This window comes from Emticicia sp. TH156, from assembly GCF_002855535.1.
Lineage (GTDB): Bacteria > Bacteroidota > Bacteroidia > Cytophagales > Spirosomataceae > Emticicia > Emticicia fluvialis.
Map to the genome: position 1 here is coordinate 93,407 of NZ_PKRS01000005.1, position 15,891 is coordinate 109,297.

Annotated in this window: 16 protein-coding genes and 1 pseudogene; 12 read left to right on the forward strand and 5 right to left on the reverse strand. The window is 38.9% G+C overall.

Translation table 11 applies throughout. From position 1 onward, the window contains the following. Positions 1–66: 66 nt before the first annotated feature. The 5 genes and pseudogenes from C0V77_RS10725 (at position 67) to C0V77_RS10745 (ending at position 3,707) form a co-directional block, all read left to right on the forward strand. Entirely contained in the window at positions 67–1,095 is a 1,029-nt protein-coding gene (locus C0V77_RS10725) for a hypothetical protein (protein ID WP_143706065.1), read from the forward strand. Positions 1,096–1,269: 174 nt separating this feature from the next. Next, positions 1,270–1,848, forward strand: coding sequence for a hypothetical protein (locus C0V77_RS10730; RefSeq protein ID WP_101726362.1), 579 nt, complete (start codon positions 1,270–1,272; stop codon positions 1,846–1,848). Then, on the forward strand, positions 1,845–2,894 hold the full coding sequence (locus C0V77_RS10735) for a hypothetical protein (protein WP_101726363.1): 1,050 nt from the start codon (positions 1,845–1,847) through the stop codon (positions 2,892–2,894). The genes C0V77_RS10730 and C0V77_RS10735 overlap by 4 nt, the downstream gene beginning before the upstream one ends. Positions 2,895–2,917: 23 nt before the next feature. Beyond that, positions 2,918–3,223, forward strand: a pseudogene (locus tag C0V77_RS23585) (C10 family peptidase); the annotation flags it as partial. 10 nt (positions 3,224–3,233) lie between these two features. Further along, positions 3,234–3,707, forward strand: a complete 474-nt coding sequence (locus C0V77_RS10745; protein WP_101726365.1) for a hypothetical protein — start codon at positions 3,234–3,236, stop codon at positions 3,705–3,707. A 528-nt stretch (positions 3,708–4,235) separates the two neighbouring features. On the opposite strand, the gene C0V77_RS10750 is transcribed toward C0V77_RS10745, so the two are convergent. Beyond that, positions 4,236–4,676 (reverse strand): DUF1579 family protein, encoded by a 441-nt coding sequence (locus C0V77_RS10750; protein ID WP_158237929.1) that lies wholly within the window; start codon positions 4,674–4,676, stop codon positions 4,236–4,238. Positions 4,677–4,890: 214 nt separating this feature from the next. On the opposite strand from C0V77_RS10750, the gene C0V77_RS10755 reads away from it, so the two are divergent. Then, positions 4,891–5,307 (forward strand): hypothetical protein, encoded by a 417-nt coding sequence (locus tag C0V77_RS10755; protein WP_143706066.1) that lies wholly within the window; start codon positions 4,891–4,893, stop codon positions 5,305–5,307. A gap of 680 nt (positions 5,308–5,987) precedes the next feature. On the opposite strand, the gene C0V77_RS10760 is transcribed toward C0V77_RS10755, so the two are convergent. Then, positions 5,988–7,511, reverse strand: a complete 1,524-nt coding sequence (locus tag C0V77_RS10760; protein ID WP_101726368.1) for a TIR domain-containing protein — start codon at positions 7,509–7,511, stop codon at positions 5,988–5,990. 245 nt (positions 7,512–7,756) lie between these two features. Here C0V77_RS10760 and aroC point away from each other — a divergent pair, with 245 nt between their 5' ends. From aroC to C0V77_RS10790, 6 genes are all read left to right on the forward strand, one after another. Next, positions 7,757–8,836, forward strand: coding sequence for a chorismate synthase (gene aroC / locus C0V77_RS10765; protein ID WP_101726369.1), 1,080 nt, complete (start codon positions 7,757–7,759; stop codon positions 8,834–8,836). 106 nt (positions 8,837–8,942) lie between these two features. After that, positions 8,943–9,581: an O-methyltransferase gene (locus C0V77_RS10770; protein ID WP_101726370.1), complete on the forward strand. Its 639-nt coding sequence runs from the start codon at positions 8,943–8,945 to the stop codon at positions 9,579–9,581. 211 nt (positions 9,582–9,792) lie between these two features. Next, positions 9,793–11,940, forward strand: coding sequence for a LysM peptidoglycan-binding domain-containing protein (locus tag C0V77_RS10775; protein WP_101726371.1), 2,148 nt, complete (start codon positions 9,793–9,795; stop codon positions 11,938–11,940). 178 nt (positions 11,941–12,118) lie between these two features. Further along, the gene (locus C0V77_RS10780; protein ID WP_101726372.1) at positions 12,119–12,688 is read left to right on the forward strand and encodes a DUF3109 family protein; all 570 of its coding nucleotides are present in this window, start codon (positions 12,119–12,121) and stop codon (positions 12,686–12,688) included. Positions 12,689–12,960: 272 nt separating this feature from the next. Further along, the gene (locus C0V77_RS10785; protein WP_101726610.1) at positions 12,961–13,788 is read left to right on the forward strand and encodes a hypothetical protein; all 828 of its coding nucleotides are present in this window, start codon (positions 12,961–12,963) and stop codon (positions 13,786–13,788) included. A gap of 8 nt (positions 13,789–13,796) precedes the next feature. Continuing rightward, entirely contained in the window at positions 13,797–14,126 is a 330-nt protein-coding gene (locus tag C0V77_RS10790) for an MGMT family protein (protein ID WP_101726373.1), read from the forward strand. Positions 14,127–14,223: 97 nt separating this feature from the next. Here the strand turns inward: C0V77_RS10790 and atpH are convergent, their stop codons facing one another. The 3 genes from atpH to atpE all read right to left on the reverse strand — a co-directional run bounded on the left by atpH (position 14,224) and on the right by atpE (position 15,864). Beyond that, positions 14,224–14,757, reverse strand: coding sequence for an ATP synthase F1 subunit delta (gene atpH / locus C0V77_RS10795; protein ID WP_101726374.1), 534 nt, complete (start codon positions 14,755–14,757; stop codon positions 14,224–14,226). 167 nt (positions 14,758–14,924) lie between these two features. Beyond that, positions 14,925–15,419: a F0F1 ATP synthase subunit B gene (gene atpF / locus C0V77_RS10800; protein WP_101726375.1), complete on the reverse strand. Its 495-nt coding sequence runs from the start codon at positions 15,417–15,419 to the stop codon at positions 14,925–14,927. Positions 15,420–15,594: 175 nt separating this feature from the next. Further along, positions 15,595–15,864 carry a F0F1 ATP synthase subunit C gene (gene atpE, locus C0V77_RS10805; RefSeq protein ID WP_101726376.1) on the reverse strand — a complete coding sequence of 90 codons (270 nt, stop codon included), beginning with the start codon at positions 15,862–15,864 and terminating at the stop codon, positions 15,595–15,597. Positions 15,865–15,891: the final 27 nt, after the last annotated feature.

The following is a 15,891-nucleotide window of genomic DNA, read 5'->3' on the forward strand; positions in this document are numbered from 1 at the left end:
CGCAATGCTTGCGGCTTATCGTAGAATTTGGTTGCCGACAAATCAGAAATATTTATCAATAATTATATGCTAAAGTTTACAGAGGAAAGTAGATTTTCAAATGCCGGGGATATAATAGTTACCTCAAGGGGTGTAGCTTTTTTTCATGATAAAAGATTGTTTATTGATGATGGCCAGAGTAGAACAGAAGTTGTACTTCCACCGGATTTGCAACTTGGTTTTCTAGGTGAAAGAGGAAAATATATAGAACTCGTGTCAAATTATGAAGAGTTATTTTATATTGATTCAGAGCTTAATAAACTTGTTAAAACAATTCAAGATCCTTTTGAGGAGGGTTATGGTTTATATAATCATTATTTAAATGTTGATAATATATCAATCTATGTACTTAGAAAAAAAAGACACTTCAGAATTATCATGTATAACTACCTTACTAAGGAGGTCATATTTGAAATAGAGAATCTGGAAAAGTTAAATATGCTTTATGTAGATGAAGAAAGGATAATATTTTATGCTAAGGAGAATGAGTCCTTTATAATGAAATGCTTTAAGCTGGATGAAAACAAGCTCTTATGGAGTTTTAATTTAAGTAAGTATTTTACTGAAAGATGCAGCAAGTCATCATTGGTAAGCGAATACAAAGGCAATCTAATTTTTAGTATCAATAGTTCTCATACTATATGTATTCATATTCAAACCGGACAACTAAGATGGATAAGTGAGAATGCCACTGATTTAATAGATGTGGCAGAGGGCAAAGGCTATCAGTTTAATAGAGGATTTATTCGCATAATAAGTTGTGATTCAGGAGAGCTATTACATTATCAGGAAAACTGGTTTGATACGAATCTTTATAAAGATTCCTATGGGCTAGCCTCAAGTATAGGCTGTTTTTATAAAAATTATATCATCTCATTTTCAGATGAAGCTGAAATATTTATCATTGACAAAGAGAAAAATACCATCGTAGATAGTTTTGTACCTCCTTTCAAAGGTTGGGATTCATTCAGAAGGCCTTTAATGATGTATAAAGATTACCTTTTTATAATGGATTCAAGTCCCACTATTTATAAATATCGCCTTGAAATGGTCTGAATACCAGTTGAAGTATAAATGATATGGGCATTGATACCTATACTACTACGTCAGGGTCTCCTGCCTGCCTGTGGCTTACACGCACAGAAGACCCTGACGAGACATAAGTGTAAATACAGAAGCTAATGATATTTCAAGATCCATAATAGCAATTACTAATGGATTTAAAGCACCTTGCCTTCTGGATATCCTTTAAATACAGATTTTATCGCACAATTAAATGAATTGATATCTTCGCCTAATTTAATTAATCCAGCTGAATTTGCTTACTTCGCTAAAAAATTGAGTGGTCTTAATAACATAGCTAACGTTGGCCATTTAATACATTTAAAGAGGTCTCTTGAGTATATTATTGATGGGAATATTATTATTCATGAAGGAATTTCTATTCCAGGAGATATTTTAAGAACAAAAGGTACACTTAAAGAAGCAATCCAGATTAAATCTGTTGTTTCGGGGGAAAAATTACCTTTTTCCCATGTAGGAGATGGCGCCTTACAATTTTTCACAACAGAAATTCCACCAACAGGGTATTTGAAAACGGTAGAACTCCATATTGTTAATTTAGACCACCCATTAGTAGAGTCAACAACAGCTGACTTATTGACAAAAGTTAACTATTATTTCGGTAAAGTAATTTCATCAGATAAAGGTGAAGCAATAAAAAATTTGGCTGAATTTAGAATTTATAATAAAAAAGGAACCCATACATTTAAATATCACTCAGACACAAATAAAATAATAATCAAATGAAAGTTTTTTGGAGTCCTTATATTAATCATTTTATGGCTTTTGATTTTAGTATAGAAATACCTCTTAACGAGGAGAATTATAAACAAAAGATTTTAGAATTTGATGCCTGTCTTTTTGAGAAAGGAGCAGAATTTGGTATATATAATTTTATTGAAGCAGAAAAAATTTATAAAGGGGAGGCCCATAAATATATAAATGATTATGTCGCTTCCAGAACAGAAAATATGTTTAAGCCAGAAACTGAAGGCATTACTTTAGGAGGCATTTATCATTGGGATTACTACCTTAATTCTGTTAATCCAAAAACCTCATTTACAACAATAAATATTCCGGTTTTTGATAATGGTGAATGGCAATATAAAGCTGTAGACCCCTTTGGTTTATTTACTTATGATTCTGCATTGCAGAATTTTGAAAGTCATCTTGACTACAAAACGAAAAGCAAATGGAATAATATTGTTGAGATTGAATTTTTTTCACAATCAAATATTTGGTATGATGAGATTGAATATTCTCAATTAGAGAGAAGATATATGATTTTTGACCCTCCCGCAGATAATAGACCTGTAGCTTATAGAATAAGTCCAAGATTTAATAGTTTTCTAAGAGACTTAAAAAGCAAAACTTATAGTTTAGGAGGAAAATATATATTAAACGTACCCAGCAGTAAGCTTTCAGATGATGGTTACATACTATTAGATGGTCAAGTCATTTTCCAAGAAGATATCGATTGTGGAGTAATAAAAATACCGGACCGAAAAAACTTAAAAGCTAAAAATAAAATTTACAACCTAATGAAGCGAATTTTACCTGTAGTAATTGCTGTGCTAATAATCATGATGAGTTGCTTGCCAACATTCGCCAATGATGACAAGGACGATCCATCAAAAAACAACTCACAACCTATAGCCAAAACTAAAAGCTATTCAAAATACCGAACATTCGCTCCTGCTCAGAATTTGGTTAGTAAGCAGATTTTAGCCAGTGTTGAACATCAGATTGAAAGCCTGGAGCAAGAGATGACGACGCGAGAGATGCTTTCGTAAATGATTATGGTTATACTTATGCAACACTTGCCAACTATTATGCTCCGACGGTTGTATCAAATTTAAATAATGGGCACTCGGTTTATTTATCAGGAGGATGGTTTGCCAACTGGTGGATATTTTATTATATTGATGGTGGACACGCTTGGGTATGTGATGGTTATGATTCGTATAATTTTTGTGAATCTGGTACATATCTATATCTCCATATGAATTGGGGACGGAGAGGTGGTGAAGATGGATGGTTTGCTTATGACAATTTCAACCCAGATCCATCGCGTTACCATTCATATAATGTTGATCCTCATATGATTTATAATTTATTTTAACAGAAAAACCATGAAAACGATAATCACATTCTTCTTCCTAACCCTTTTCCTAACCTCCTGCGATAAGCACAGGGAAATATGTTGCGATATAGTTGATACAGCGATTGAGGTATCCGTTCTAAAAAAAGATACAAACATAGATTTATTAAATCAAAATCAGCCTGGCCACTATGTTTTTGGAGATATCGCGCTCGAATATGCATCTGCAAATAATCAAAAATGGCCTATTAACTTGATGCCTTACAATAAACCATTACTATTTCAGCAAAACGGTAAGTATTATATGAGAGTTTTCGCTTCAATGCATGAATCCCCAGGAGATATAAACAAAGTAAAAATCTATTGGACTGACAACGATGTAGATGTAATTACCTTTCACATAAAAAACGACAAGACCATGAGCATCACGGAAAAAATTCTGGTCAATGACAAATTAATGTGGACTCAAGCCGATGGCGAAAGAGTAATTACAATTCTAAAATAATTAAGAAATTTTCAATCATCCCTGTTTGTAAAATATTCATGGAGTACACAAAAGTAATATACTCTATAAGTACTTCATATATTGCCGGATTTAATTCTTGGCCAAGCAAGCTTAAAAGTTCATCAAATTTTTAACTTATGATATGCTTCCCCGTCCTGCTAAATTTATATTTAGCAGGTGTGGGTAAGGTTTTTAAAACTCATAAATGAAAAAAGAATATCAAATACAAAATCACTCAAACCCATCTCACATCACCCACAAAACAGACAGGCCTTCAGCCTACCAAAGCACCCAATTTTCGTAGAGCCGCAATGCTTGCGGCTGGGGCAAAAGCGCTCCCAAATATTTTGAATTGGTCAATATTCAACTAAATATAAATTTAGCCGCTGTGGATTGCGTTCTTTAAACACAAAAAAGAACAGTCCAAAAATTTTCAGTAATCAAATTCCACCACTTCACATCATCCGCCGAACAGACAGGCCTTGAGCCACCTACAATGTGGCTCTACCAAATTGGGAGGCTATCTTTCTATACCTCCTTCACCAATTTGATATGCATATACGGCGCCCATACTTTTTCCTGGTTGAGTTGCTCCCATACCCCGGCAAATACGGTGTCATTTTCACTGAAGCCACCTTTAAAAAGCAGGGTTTCACCTCTGAAAATCCAGAGGTCGTCCATTAGCGTTACCTGAAACTGCCCTGAATTTCCGGTATTATCATAAAACTGAGTCATGAAATGGTTTTCCTGTGCTTCAAAACTAAATACTTCCAGTGTTCTCTGATGGTGGTCGCCCATTTCTATTTCAGAATTGTGTAGAAGAAAATACTCACCTTCCAGCCATTCATAGCTCTCATGCCCCCTGATATCAGCGCCAGCCTTGTTTGAAGTGGGTAAAATTTGCCCCACAGTTGTCCATTTTCCTACAAATTTTTCAAGTTGTGTGCGCTTTGCGTCAAGGTTCTCCATAATCTTATTAAAAAAAAATCTTTCAACTATATCCAAAAAAAATGTGCCAGGGTGTTTTTGGGCCATGTGTGTAGGGCAGTAGGGCTGCTATGTAAATTTTTAAAAAGTGCGTTAATCATTAATTTTTTCCGTTCATAAAAATCACCACAATTGGGGTAACAACTTTTAAGCAATTTTGCCTATATTTGTAACATTAATTATGAAAAGCATTTTAATGAAAAAGCTACTTACCTACGGCTGCCAAGTTGTTGCCTGTTTGCCCTATCTATCGGGCATGGGAGTGGGTTCTGCATCTTGTATTAATCGTTTTTCATATCGCAGGTTTAGTCATCAGGGTACTTATGTGGGGGTGTGGTCAGGAGCAGTACAAACGTGGTCTGTTGCAAAAATTTTTTTTGCCAACCTCGCAACATACGCCGTGCAGGCAACGTTGTTAGTTACGTATAGCATCATTAAGCTGTATCCTTCATCAAAAGCGCTTTTGTCTGCTTCCGGCGGTTATCATGCCGGGTGGGCTGTGGCTCCGGTGCTTTTACCAACAAACGCCATACTTAGTATTACCCAAACCAGCCATAATCCGGTTTCAGGGTTTATGTCAGTTGCAGTTTTTTCTAAACCGCAATGGGGATGAGGTATGTAGTGCATATAGGTATTTTTACTTAAAAAGTGCCGATTTTGGGCTGATGAACCCTACGGCTTGTTTGGGTCTGTTTGCTTTGTATAGTAATTAGGTATTTAATTTGCTGAACGAAATGCCAGGAAGATGAAGAGAAACAGCAGCAGAGACAAAAAACTGCTTATGATGCAAGCCAGCATTTGTATAGACAAGCAGATAAAGAAATAGGAATAAATCAGTTCCTGATGCCTGATGGAAAGTTTTACAGCCTCAGAATTATCTATTGAAAATGGCTGACATTGTAAACATCCGTTTTTGGTTTCAGGAAAATGAAAATATAAACTTTGCCAATAGTGTGTTTTTGTAAATTGAATAAAAAACAGTAAAAGCCCGGGGTTACATGCCGGGTATTGTTAGCAAAGAAAAAGATTTTATACAGTTTAGTTTAGTTTATTGAATAAAAACCGGCCGCTTTGAGCTCGGTTTTTTTTTGTGCCATAGTCGGCCGGATTGCCTTATTTTTGCCCAAAGGCGGGCTGAAATCTGATTTTTTTTTCAGAAATATAAAAATTAACATTTTTTTAATAGTTGAAAAGATTTTGGTTAGAAACGCTAAATCTCAATTTGGTCTATTGAATGCAGTTGAAGAAGTTGAGTTCATCTATTGATAAGATTATAGCTAATAACGGCTCAACTTAACTTGTTTCCTCTTCATCAGATTGTATATGACTATGAAATTGTTTGTTCTTTCTTTTTTCTTCTAACATTTTGGAAACAGTTTCTACAATGTGAACTGCTTGCCTTTCCAAATCATCATTAACATTAAATTCAATGCCCCCATATTTTTTGGATTCATCAAAAATGCTTACGTCCGTATCTGAGTACCAAATAGGTATAACTGCGTTTTCACCAAATCTCTGTCTAAACTGAGTTGATTCAAACTTAGTCCATATTTTTTTAGGATAATTACTACTTAATAAAACTATAATATATTCAGCTTCTGAATTGTAAATGGGAGAAAGATAGTCTTCGACATTTACAGTTAAAATTCGATGTTGTTCATTCTTATCATAAAAGACCGAAATCTCTCTTTCTGTTAACAAATCGAACAATAATTCTGCTAAATTCCTGTTTTCGCTAGCAAATGATAGTGCAAAGTCATATGGTTTATCAAACACAATACCAATGAATCCAATTTTTTGAGCGAATTTATTCCATAGAATGTTTCTTATATAGAATAAAAATTTTGGATCTTCAACTGTTAAAACATTTGAAAGATTATCAAAGTGGATAACGTCTTGTAAGATCGGATTTTGAAGCAGCAAATTTGTTAAAAATCCTTTTTCTACAACTTGATTAACACTCAATTTCATGTGAGGATGTTGATTGAGTAATTCATCAATATGAATTGACCAATCAGGACTATTTGCCAGCCAATTAAGCAAATGTAAATATGGTGCTCTTCCTTCTCTTCTTAATTTAGACCCTATAGAAAATATTCTTGCTTTATTGTAAAACAACCTATCTAACTCTTCTATTACTTTCGACTTAATTATTTCTATACTCGCGTCAGTTTGCTTTTTGCTTGATTCACTATCTGTAATTTCTGAATATATACATGTCTCTTTAGCAAGTATTTGAGCAATGTGAAAACTTCCCTTGGACTCTTCTATTAATTCTTGCTTAACATTAATTGTGATTCCAAGTGCTTGTTCTCCTAATTCAATCATGTTTTCAATTTTTTCATTAGGATTCGCCTCAAATCTGATTGTATCAATTCTATTATTTAAATCAGGAGAAAATGAAACTAATGAGTCTCCAGCTTTATTAATTCCGATTAGTATAAGTTTTGATTTAGCAGATTCTTCATCCGCTAAAGTCTTCATTAAATCCGACAAGTTCTTCTTAATTTCATTAGATAGAACATGGAAATCATCAACGATCACTATTCCAATATCCTTCATTTCAGGAAGAAATTGTATCAATTCAACATCTTCTCTTTTTCTTGCAGATAAGTTAAGAACTGAATTACTAAACCCTATTTCATCAATAGCTTTGATAACACTTGTAGTTTTTCCTATACCAGAAGGGCCTTCGATAACTAAGCCTCTGCCTTTAGTTCTTAGAGAGACTAGCAGTTTAGTATATTCTGCAGGCTTTACAAATGTATAGGTCGGTAATCCAGATGTTTTAAAAACATCTTCTAAATAGATTTTCATGATTCTAAGATTGGTATAAACTCTTTGACCTTCAATAAAATAATTTTGCCTAAAAAAACCAAGATAATAATTGTCTTATTTTTCGGAATTGTTTAAAAATGTATTATTTACATCATTAAAAAGGAGAAATTTGAAATGTATTGTCAAGTCAAAATACGTTTTACATTCAAAATAATATCCACACACCAACATTTTATCTTAATTTTACACCCGTTTTAAAATATAGCAAAACCCGGTTTTCTCTCATGAGTAGTACTTACGGAACAATTTTTAAGATTTCAACATTTGGTGAATCACACGGCAAAGCCATCGGCGTAGTAATAGACGGATGCCCCGCAGGTATAGATTTTGACGAAGCCTACATTCAACACGAACTAGACCGCCGCAAACCGGGTCAGTCGCGCATTACCACCCAACGCAAAGAGGCCGACGAGTTTCAGGTACTATCGGGTATTTTTGAGGGCAAAACAACCGGTACGCCCATTGCTATGGTTATTTTTAATGAAGACCAACGCTCTAAAGATTACAGCCACATAGCGCATCAGTTCAGACCATCACATGCCGACTACACCTATACCGCCAAATATGGTGTTCGCGATTACCGCGGAGGCGGGCGCAGCTCAGCCCGCGAGACAGCCGCTCGCGTAGCAGCAGGGGCGCTGGCCAAAATGCTGCTGGCGCAGCAGCAAATTAACGTGCAGGCGTATGTGTCGCAGGTCGGTAATATTAAACTGGATAAAGAATACTACGAACTGGATTTAAGCAAAACCGACGATAACGCTGTGCGTTGCCCTGACGAGGCCACCGCGCAAAAAATGTTTGATTTCATTGACGAAACCCGCAAAAAGGGCGATTCTATCGGTGGTATCATCACCGGGGTTATCAAAGGTGTGCCGGTAGGCTGGGGCGAACCCGTGTTTGATAAACTGCATGCCGAGCTAGGCAAGGCTATGCTGGGCATTAATGCGGTAAAGGGTTTTGAATATGGCAGTGGCTTTGATGGCGTGGCATTATTCGGCTCGCAGCACAATGACGAGTTTTACGTTGGCGAAGACGGCAAAGTACATACCCGCACCAATCATTCGGGCGGTATACAAGGCGGAATTTCGAACGGAGAAGATATCTATTTCAGAGTGGCCTTTAAGCCGGTGGCCACTATCATGCAAGACCAGGAGAGCGTAAACGAAGCCGGCGAAACCGTTGTGGTGTCGGGCAAGGGTCGTCATGACCCCTGTGTGTTGCCACGTGCGGTGCCAATTGTTGAGGCAATGGCCGCCCTGGTGCTGGCCGATTTCAGCCTGCGCAGCAGAAGCAACAAGCGCTAATTAAACGGTACCAAAATGACTTTTAAACATCTGAGGGGCAAAAAAAGCCCCTTTTTTATTCATTTTTTTGAAATATGTTCTATTTTTGTATAAAAATGCTTTCCTGATGGAATTTATTCCTGCTGATATTGACCAATATTGTCTGGATCATACCACGCCTGAAAATGACCTGCTGAGCAAACTGAACCGCGAAACACATGCAAAGGTCTTGCAGTCGCGTATGCTTTCAGGCCACCTGCAAGGGCGTTTACTGGCTATGGTTTCACAGATGATTCAGCCCGGGCTGATTCTTGAAATCGGTACATATACCGGTTACTCGGCATTGTGCCTGGCAGAAGGGCTTACCCAAAACGGAAAAATCATTACAATTGACGTAAACGAAGAGCTGGAAGATTTTGTAAGAAATTTCTTTGCTCAATCGCCGTTGCATCACAAGATAGATTTCAGAATCGGTAATGCACTGGAGATTATTCCGGAAATGGAAGGGCCGTTTGACCTTGTTTTTATTGATGCCGATAAACTGAATTACCAGCGGTATTATGATATTGTTTTCGATAAGGTGCGCCCGGGGGGCTATATCATAGCCGACAACGTATTGTGGAGCGGCAAAGTAAGCAACCCGGCTGCCAAAGATAAAGATACACTGAACATCAGGGCGTTTAATGATGCTATACATAACGATAACCGCGTAGAAAACATCCTGCTGCCTATTCGTGATGGGTTGCTGGTACTCAGAAAAAAATAATAAATAACTCTTAATAAACTTACCAGATACTCTTATTTGAAGAGAAACAAACTGCTGCCATATTCTTTTGCTGAATTTAGAATTGAGTGTGCGGCTTATAAAGCTAAGCCGTATTTAAAAAGATGCAATTTCTTTCTGCCTGCCGGCAGAATTTGAAAGGACCGTCTTATCATTCCTAAAATTTGTGCTTTTACTAATAACTCATTAGCTCATGAAAAGAATTTTTGTGCTTTCGTTTTTTGTGGTAGGTTTTCAGGCAGTGCTGGCGCAGCAGTCGTCGTTACCGCAGGTACCCAAAAAGGTAGTTTTTGCAGGTGTTTCAGTGCAGTTGGATGCCGACGCCCAGGCACTTGTTGAAAAAGAAGTATCTGCCTTGCTGATTCCAGAAAACAGATATGTTCAGGATAAATTGCAACGTATTCAGTGGTATTTTCCGGTTATAGAACGTATTCTGGCTGATGAAAAAGTGCCTGACGATTTCAAGTACCTGGCCGTTGTTGAAAGCTCATTGCTGCCCGATGCCGTTTCCAGCTCAAACGCTGTTGGTTTCTGGCAAATGAAAGCCCCTACGGCTCAGGAACTGGGCCTGCGGGTTGATAACGTCATTGATGAACGGAAAAATATCTATGCCTCTACCAAAGCTGCCGCCAGGTATCTGAAGCGCAGCAACCAGATTTACAAAAACTGGATTTCCTCTTTATATTCTTACCTGCTGGGTGCTGCCGGTATCAGCAAAATTGTACCGTCTGAGTGGGTCAATGCTTCGGCTGTAACTTTTAATGCCCGTACCGACCGCTACCTGATTAAAACTGTAGCTGCACGCCTGGCTTTTGAACACCGCGTAAGCCAGATGAAGCAAAACGAATGGGCCTTTTTTGAGTACCGCCAAAGCAAAGGCAAAACCCTGGCTGAAATAGCCGCCGTTTTTGAAATAGACCTTATTGAGCTGAAAAAACATAATTCGTGGTTGCAGACATCTACTATACCTGACGATTACTCGGTGGCGCTTTTTGTGCCTGCCAACAGGCTGGACCTGGTTCAGATCAAGGCCATCGGGCAATCGTCACTGATGCCCAATAACACTAAACCAGCCGAAAAAGAAACCGTAACGCCTGCACCTGTATTAGCCAGACCAACGGCCAATCATGCCGGATACCCCGTGCTGGTACGCACTGGCAAACCCGCTAAAAATGATGATGGCCCTGTTTTTTATGAAATAAACGAGAAGAAAGGTATTTTGGCCAAAACCGGCGACGACGTGGCCTCGCTGGCCAAAGCCGGCAGGATATCGGTGAAGAGCTTTTTATTATACAACGACTTGACCGATGCCGACGTGGTAGTGCCGGGTAAAGTATATTACCTGCAACGTAAATACAGCAGGGGGCCTGTGGCAGAGGTAGATTTAAAAACGGGGGAGTCGACCTGGGAGCTTTCTCAGGCTTATGGTGTAAAACTGCATAGCCTGCTGAAATACAACCGCTTAAACGACCCGGCGGAAATACGCGAAGGCCAGGTGGTATATCTGCAAAGAAAACGGCCGAAACACCAGCCGCTGCAAACCGGTATAGAACCTAAGCCTAAGCCGCAGGAAGTAGTGCCTGCCCAGCCACTACCGCTAATGGAGAAGTTTGACCAGAAAACAAGCGCTAAATCAGAAGTACTGGCCAAAAATACCATAGCCCCGGAACGCGAAGTGGTAAGAGAACCTCAAGCCTCTGAAACCGTAGTAATAGAGCGCGCCAGTAAAAGACCGGCCACTAAACAGCCGGAGCCGTCTGCGGCAGCAGAAACCAAAGTAACACCATTGCCAGGCCAGTCGGCAGATGATGAGGCAGACACCGTGCCGATTATTAAAATAGAAGACGAAAAACCTGTATATTCGGCGTCAACATCAACCGGCAAGCCAACTGTTACACCTAAAACAGTGGTTACGCGTGAACCAGAGGCCGACAAAAGCACCAGAACCAGCGTAGCGCCTAAAAAGGTTTATTACAGAGTAACGCCGGGCCAGAACTTATACAGTATAGCCCGCAAGTATAATGTTTCAGTGCGCGACCTGGCCGAGTGGAATAATTTTTCGGTGAAGGAGAGAGTAAAATCAGGGCAACAACTGATAGTGGGCTACAAAGACAGCCCCGCCTACGAAACAAGAGAAACAACGGTAAAAGAAAACCCGGCTAAAGAGAAAACTGAGCCAGCCAGAGCATCGGTGGTTAAATCGCATAAGGTAGTACGGGGCGAAACGCTTTTCAGTATTTCAAAGAAATATGATGTTACCATGAAGCAGATTCAGGAATGGAACAATATGACCAGCCGTGATGTTAAAATAGGGCAGAAGCTGGTTATCAGAAAAATATAGCGGCCCGGGTCTGTTTGCCTTCAGGCTTTAATGCATCCGGGTTATATAAACATCTAAAGCCCCTTTGCCTTTTAAACACGGTAGAGGGGCTTTGTATTAAAAAGATGTTTTGGTTTGCGCAGATGTCTGATACCCACAACAAGCCTTATGAACCACTACCCAGTAATTTTTATATACAATGATATTGATTGAGAATACCTGTGTCAGCGATGATGTAGCTGACAAATTTTTTGTTTGTAACCTTGACAAATGTAAGGGAGCCTGTTGCGTGGAAGGCGACCTGGGCGCACCTCTGGAGGAGTCGGAACTGCCTGTACTGGAAGAGATATACGAACACGTAAAACCTTACCTGACACCCGAAGGTATAAAAGCCATAGAAGAACAGGGAAAATACATAAAAGACTGGGAGGGCGACTTCTCTACCCCAACCATTGAAGACCGCGAATGCGCCTATGCCGTATATGATGAAAAGGGCATTCTGAAATGCGGTATTGAACAGGCTTATCTGGACGGGAAGATAACCTGGAAAAAGCCTATATCCTGCCATTTGTACCCGATACGTATTACTAAATACGAGAGTTTCCACGCCGTTAATTATGACCGCTGGTCTATCTGCAGTGACGCCTGCGAGCTGGGCGATAAACTGGGCGTGCCTGTTTATCAGTTTTTAAAAGAACCCCTGATACGGCAATATGGCGAAAGCTGGTTTAATACATTAGAGAAAGAGATAAAGAATCTGGAACCTTAATGATGCAGGTAGTTCTCTATTCGCTGTTATCTGATTATCTTCCGGTTTGGGAATCAGTTTTTGTTGATACTGCCTTAATTTAAGTAGCAGGTACCACCACTTTACCGGGTTTTGCCAGACGGTTAATTTATTTCGTTAATCATGGATACGCGCTATTGAAAATTGTTTATATTCGGTACTGAAATCATTATTTACCTCTCACAGATTCATCTACCTTCAAGGATACAGATGAACTGAAATTCATTGAAAGTAATTCAAAATGTTAAATGGATATGAATGGAAATGTATCAGTAGATGAAGCAATAGCAAAAGGCCATCGGGTACTCAATTTACCTACAGTGGTTTTTATGCTCGCCGGTTTTGGGATTACCGTTTACCTGTCTGCGCATAATCTTATACCTGTGTGGGGTATGATAGCCGGGTTTGCCGCAACCTTCGTTTTATCCTGGCTATGGTGGAGCTTCATGGTTACTAAATGGCGTCTTTGGGCATTTGAGAACGTAAGGAACATACATGAACTAAAAAAACGTGCAATCAGAGAAAAACTGATATGGCCTGATAACAGCATATTTGAAAAGACGGAAATCAGAAGTGCTGTAGACAAACTAAAATGGGCTGAATTACAGATGAAATTCAGGCATGATGATTTATTCTTTGACGACCTGACAATTCCAAATGAGACCATTATTTATTATTCGAAAAGTAAAAACTACCTGCAAATGATACTTATGCTACTTTGCTCGGCAGGTGGTGTTTATGTACTTCTTAAAACAGATAATTATATTATTGGCTCTGTTATGCTACTGGGTGGGGCCTATTACGGTTTTAGAGAATACAAGCAGGCAACCAATACTGAGCCACAAATTATATTGAATGAAGCAGGAATCAGAACCGTATCTACAGAGTTTTACAGCTGGCAGCAAATCAGCAATGAAGAAGTAATAAGTGAGGGGTCTGGTAAAAATTCGCATTTCTATCTGGTTTATGGCCATCCGAACGGAAGCGAGCATTTACAGATTGAAGACTTTGATACAGATGCTAAAAGCTTAAACCAGCTGCTTGTTTTGTATCGTGGCCGTAGCAACAAAAAAAATCGCTAGTTTGGTAAATGGCACAGTCTGACAACATTTATGATGTTATATACCAGGTAGTACGCCTCGTACCCAAGGGTAGGGTAACCAGTTATGGCGCCATAGCGCAGTATATCGGTTCAAAATCAGGGGCGCGGCTGGTGGGCTGGGCCATGAACGCCTGCCATGGCCTGCCTGACGTACCTGCCCACCGGGTAGTAAACCGGAATGGCTTATTAAGTGGCAAAGCGCATTTTGGCGGCAACCGCATGAAGGAGTTACTGGAAGCCGAAGGAATTAAGGTGGTAAATGATAAGGTGGTTGATTTTGCTGCTCTTTTCTGGAACCCCTCAACAGAGTTGTTATAAGCAGATCGCCCATAAAGAAAAAACCCCCGAAGTTCGGGGGTATTTCTCAACTTTATAGCCATGAAAACTAATATTTTTTATAACATTTTCATTCTTATTATGCCAATGTTACTTTCAAGTCATTTAATTTCTTTCTGATAGAAGTATCAAACTGTTTGTCGTCCAGTTTTAAAACATATCCACCAATCAGTGCTTCGTTTGTTTTTTCCTCCAGCAATACTTCCTTACCGGTAGATTTGGCAACCAACGCGGTAATTTCCTGACGTTGGGCATCTGTTAGAGGAGTAACGGTAGTTACAGTAGCTTTTTGAATACCTTTTTTAGCGTTATAGAGTTTCTCAAACTCTTCGGCAATTGAGTATATCAAATTTTCTCTGTGTTTTTTGGTTAGAACATTGAAAATCGAAAAAGTCACATCGCTTACGCGATTTTCGAAAATATTTTTCAAAATTCCTAATTTTTTGTCGTGACGAACAATCGGATTATTCATCACTACCAAAAACTGTCTGTTTTCGTCGCAAATCTGCTGAAACAGGACCATGTCACTGCTCACTTCTTCTACAACATTTTTTTCGGTAGCCAGGTCAAATAAAGACTTGGCGTATCTGTATGCAACTATTGAATCTGCCATTTTTTTCTATATAGAACTAAATTCTCGGTTGCAACATATATTTAGACAAAAATACAACCGACTCTATCAAAAAAACAAATTTTGTAAGACTTATTTTGCAAAAGCTTAACAATAAATTTGCAATAATAAGTTTTTTACTTTATTACCAACCTGATTTTGTATCAGTATCAGTTCAGTTTAGCTTCTGAAATCAAATCTGAAACCAGCGATTCCTGTGCTTTTTTGTCAGCCAGCTCTTTACGCAGTACTTTTTCAGCGATTTCGATAGAGAACGCAGCCACATCTTTTTTCATTTGGGCAACCAGGGCAACTTTTTCCTGCTGAATAGCCTCACGTGCATCCGCAATAATTTTGGCACCTTCAGCAGCTGCTTTGTCTTTGGCTTCAGCCAGCATATTATCTGAGGCAATTTTTGCTTCACGGATAATCTTGTCGCGCTCAATCCGTGCTTCAGCAATAATTCTGTCGTTATCGGCTTTTAACTTGGCCATTTCTGCACGTGTTTCTTCTGCCATTCTAAGCGCCGACTCAATTGAATCTTCACGCTCTTTAACGGCGCTCAAAATTGGCTTCCATGCAAATTTAGCAAGAACAAAAACTAAAATACCAAAAACCAAGAGCATCCAGAAGATCAATCCGGGGCTGGGGGTTAGTAATTCCATATCAGTTTTAAAATTTTTATTTAATTATTTGATTAGTAAAGACCCGGTGTTTACAACAACTATTTTATTATAAACTACTTTACATTGAACGATGGCCGAGACTAGTGGGAATCCTGCACTAACGCCTAATGCGAATAGTACAGGATGCCTGAATCAGATCGTTTACTTTTGATTCTTATACTAATTTGAAAGAGATCAAAAGACAGATTACAGCTGCAAAAAGAGCTACGGCTTCTACAAGGGCAGCGATGATGATCATCATAGTCTGGATTTTGTTAGCAGCTTCTGGTTGACGTGCAACACCTTCAAGCGCGCTACCACCGATTTTACCAAGACCTAGACCTGCACCGATAGCGGCTAGACCAGCACCTAAAGCGGCGCCAAATACTGCAAGACCACGAGTTGAATCAGCACCTGCTTGTAAAAGAGTTTGTAATAAAGACATGATTAAACAATTTATATATTAATGAAA